3 protein-coding genes are annotated in these 4,121 nt (G+C 40.2%); all 3 read right to left on the reverse strand.

Going from position 1 to position 4,121, the window contains the following annotated elements:
- Positions 1-1,667 (reverse strand): M6 family metalloprotease domain-containing protein (locus tag V7149_RS23130; RefSeq protein WP_335347932.1); only part of this gene is annotated, 1,667 nt, incomplete at its 3' end.
- Between the two features lie 1,147 nt (positions 1,668-2,814).
- Positions 2,815-3,717: a peptidylprolyl isomerase gene (locus tag V7149_RS23135; protein WP_335347933.1), complete on the reverse strand. Its 903-nt coding sequence runs from the start codon at positions 3,715-3,717 to the stop codon at positions 2,815-2,817.
- Positions 3,718-4,004: 287 nt separating this feature from the next.
- On the reverse strand, positions 4,005-4,118 hold the full coding sequence (locus V7149_RS26655; protein ID WP_438824146.1) for an FIMAH domain-containing protein: 114 nt from the start codon (positions 4,116-4,118) through the stop codon (positions 4,005-4,007).
- Positions 4,119-4,121 lie beyond the last annotated feature (3 nt).

Below are 4,121 nucleotides of genomic sequence, written 5' to 3' on the forward strand. Positions count from 1 at the left end.
CCGTCATTGTCTTTGTGTTTCCCTAAAATGTAGATATGGAGTTTATTGTACGGATCGACGTACTCACTGACAACAGTATCTTTGTCAATGGAACCATCGAATTGGCCCTTGACCAAAGTTGCCCCACTCCCGGCTTTAAATAAAGCATCGGCAAGCTGTCGCTCATCCCCTAAGGAAAGCATAGATGTTGTGCCATCAGGTCTTATGAAGTCAGGCAGATTAATATCTTCCGGGTGGGAATCAATAATCCAGACACTCGGGGCAGTTTCTGCATTTTTCGTTTTGGAAATCAATACGCCGGCATCGGATTGGAAGGAGTCTGCACCGACACGATCCACCACTTCAAGGGTGTAGTTATTGTACAATCTATTGCTTATTATATCGTTACGCCAGTCACCGGCAAGGTAATTAGTTGGTGTTAAATCGTTCATGCTGATGTTGATACCGTGGAGTCCGGTCCGGCCGAAATTATCGCCAATCGGCACTTCGCGTGCGATAATATCTGCAAACACCGGCCCAGATTCTTTTAATTCATCACGGTTTAGCTCAAGGACTTCATCATCGGATAGAAATCCTTGTTTCATCTTATTTCGCAGCGTATGTGGAGCCGGTAAGGATCCACCCTGGGTGGCAGGAATAAAATAGCGCGTATGCGGGCCACCCGGTCCATTGAAGCTTCCGCTGGCCATTAATTCCCAATTTCCAGCATATGACCGGACTGGAGGGACCCCGAATGGGTTGTTGTAATTATCACCAAGAGATTGAAGATGACCGAATTCGTGGGCAAATGTAGCCAAACCATTACTTTCGCCTTGAATAGAAACACGAATCGTTTTACCGTTGATCCTTGCACTTGATGCGGAAGACCATATTGCTTTGGCCGCAAAATAGGAAGTCCATGGTACATAACGAGTTTTTGTCCAGTTTGGCAGGTTTTCAAATCCAGGTAAATCCGGAGGTCCAAATTCATCAGGCACCGACTCTGGATTAAGGAACATCATTTCACCGAATTCCTGCCATACGGCTGATTCGGCATAACCCGAATGAACAATGAACGCAAAGTCATATTCATTTCCAGATGCATTTATGTCGTCTGTGGCCGCATTTATACCATCCTGAAAAAGGTTTCCTCTTGTATAGTTACTTGGCAATGCACCAGTATTATGACTGCTCTCAAGCCCATACTGAAATTCATTTTTATCCAACCGGTAGGGACCATAAGCATCAAGGGTTACGCCCCATTTTCCATAGGAGTTCTCCTTCCAAAAACTATCCATCGTTTGGTAGTTATTTAGGGCACTTGGCTTGGTGAGAAAATCCTTAAAAAACTCCGGAACGTCCTCACGGGGAATTGATCCGATGCCCCTTGGATTACCAGCTGGATCAGAACCTTCGGGATCGCTAAGGATAAACCCCAGATCAGGGAAATCTACTAGAATCAATGCCCCTCTCAATTCCCTCTCCGCTTTGATGTCTGGGGCTTTCCAGTCTATTCCCGGGATCGGATTATAGTCATTCCATGTCAGATAATCGGTAAGAACCCAAGACTGGGGATCCACATGTTCGGGCATTTTATCCAGCCCAGGGTCCGCTGCAAAAGCGGATGTTGATGACATCGCAAGTAATATCGTGGTTGATAATGCGGCAATCTTAATTCTCAACTTCAAAGTAATTTGCCTCCCTATTGGATAATAACCCACTTTTTATGTAGGTTTTTTATTTTCGAATTCCCCTTGATCATTACGTTATATCGTCATTTCTTTATCGTTATTAGCCCCTTTATCGCCTCCTTACCTTTCACAGCTTAATTCATTACCTGGGTTTATCACCCCCCTCAAGCCATTGACCATATGGTCATTAATCGGACAATTCCTACAAAAAATGCCAACACCTTCATGGAATCTACTATTTTGGTAAGCTTGGCAATTTGCAAATAAAAGAATCTATTGGAATTTTGCCAGTCGCATAAGTATGATGATGTCTTTATAAAATATTTGATAGATTCTTTTAAACCTTGGTTTTAATTCTAAGCAATGCATAGTGAAAATCTTGCCATCTACTGGCGTTATAAAAAACTTTTAATTGCCAAAACCCTACATATAACTTGTTTAATAATTGGGAATCGACGTATTTACCAGTTACCTTTCAAAGTATTTGTCAATTGTTCATGGATTTTGACCTGCTTTGTTGGAATATATTTGGTATAAAAAAACTTACCGATCCCTTTAATGATCAAGCCCATGTAGGGTCTGACATTTTATACCCTCGGATATTGGCCTGTTATGGAATGGTTGGAGTAGTAGATGGATACCGAATGTAAAATGTTCTATCATTTGGAACAAAGGTAATACTTCAGATACAAATGACAATCAGGGGATATCCAAAAATGATTGTCTGAAAATGCGGAGTTGGAGGATTAAAGACATAATATTACGCGTGTTGATTATCCAAAATTAGGAGGAAGTGATGTATCTCTTCGCAACTGAACCCATTCCTTTGTCCGGTTTTTAATCTTTTAGAAAATAAGACATAGGGTTTTTCTGCAAAATTACGGTAATTGGCGAAGAGCCTTACATTTTTACCTAAGAAAAAATCGATTGAATAGTATTTTACTATCTTCAAGCATCATGCTTGGGTGAGGTTTTTTAATTTTGTAATTGTTGTAAAGCTCGGTGATAATCATACCAACTACTTATGGCTGGAATGAGCACAATGATCTACAGTTCATCGACGCCTGAAACCCTTAAATCATTGGCTCAAATTCCATCATATGACTATCCGGCCATACTAACCAATTAGCAATGACCGAATATTTTAACTTTGAGGGGGAAGCTTTGGTTGTTGCGGTTCCACATCCTTAAATGCATCTTTTAATGTATCTTCTTTAATCTCAATTTCTTTATTCAAATTGTTTAATATCTCCTGTACATGTTTTGCCTCTTTTCCCATAAGCGCTTGTTTGATTTGATCTTTCACCTTGCTTAATGGCGTCACCTTTATATCTGTTACCTTAATGATGTGATAACCAAACATTGTCTTGACCGGTTCGCTCACTTCATCTTTTTTCAATTTCATAGCCGCAGCAAGAAATGTCGGATCCATTTCCTGGCTTCGCCCGGAAAGATAGCCCAAATCCCCGCCTTCTGCTCCAGACATCTTATCCGTCGATTTTGTTTTTGCCAATTCGGCAAAGTCGGTTCCTTTATTTAGTTCCTGTTCAATTTCTTTAGCAGTTGACTCCTCATCCACGAGAATATGGCTGGTTCTCACCTCCGTGTATTGGTCTTTATTTTGTTCATAGTAATCTGTTATTTGTTTATCTGATACCGTCACCCCGTCTGTTGTTGCTTTAAAGAAATAAATGGATTGTTTAATATAATCCTTTAATTCTTTTTCGTTTTTAAAGCCCTGTTTTTGTAGGAACATGTTAAATCCATCATTATCACCGGCCTGTTCCTTTATATCGTCCAGCCGTTGATTCACCTCTTTATCTGATACCTCATATTTACCTTCCAAAATTTGCATATAGACCAACTTCTGAATCAATTCTTTTCCCCGCTCGGAACTTATCACTTCTTTATATAAATCATCTTTTGTGATATTTCCATAACCCGTTTTAACAAGTACCTTGCTCCCTTCGCCAGAGGTTAGGGCCGAACAGGCACTAAGTAAAAATAACAATGATAAAATGGCTAAAACTGTGATCGTTTTCTTCAATTATCTTCACTCCTACTTTTGACTGCTTCCCAAAGTCATTGCCGCTGACGAATCTGACTTGGCTTTACCTGTCCCAACCATTCAATTGTTTTTGTTTCCTATGAGTATCATAAACTCACAAAATCGAGAAAATGGATATGTAACAACGAAACCTTACCCGAGTTCAAATTTGATGAAGAAGTCTATTTATTAATTTCCCACCTTCACGTTTTAAAAGTTTTTGAGTTTGTTCCCCCCGTACCAGGTCATCCCGGCACAGGAGGCATATTCTGAACAGTGAATCTAACCTATTGCCAGATCTCAATCATTGCATCGGCATACGCTTTCAAACTGTTATACGCTTTTGCGGAAATTTGATTCGCATCTTTTTTAAGATCCAGGAATCCTTTAAAATCATTAATGTG

This window comes from Bacillus sp. JJ1503 (assembly GCF_036965125.1).
Taxonomy (GTDB): Bacteria; Bacillota; Bacilli; order Bacillales; family Cytobacillaceae; genus Cytobacillus.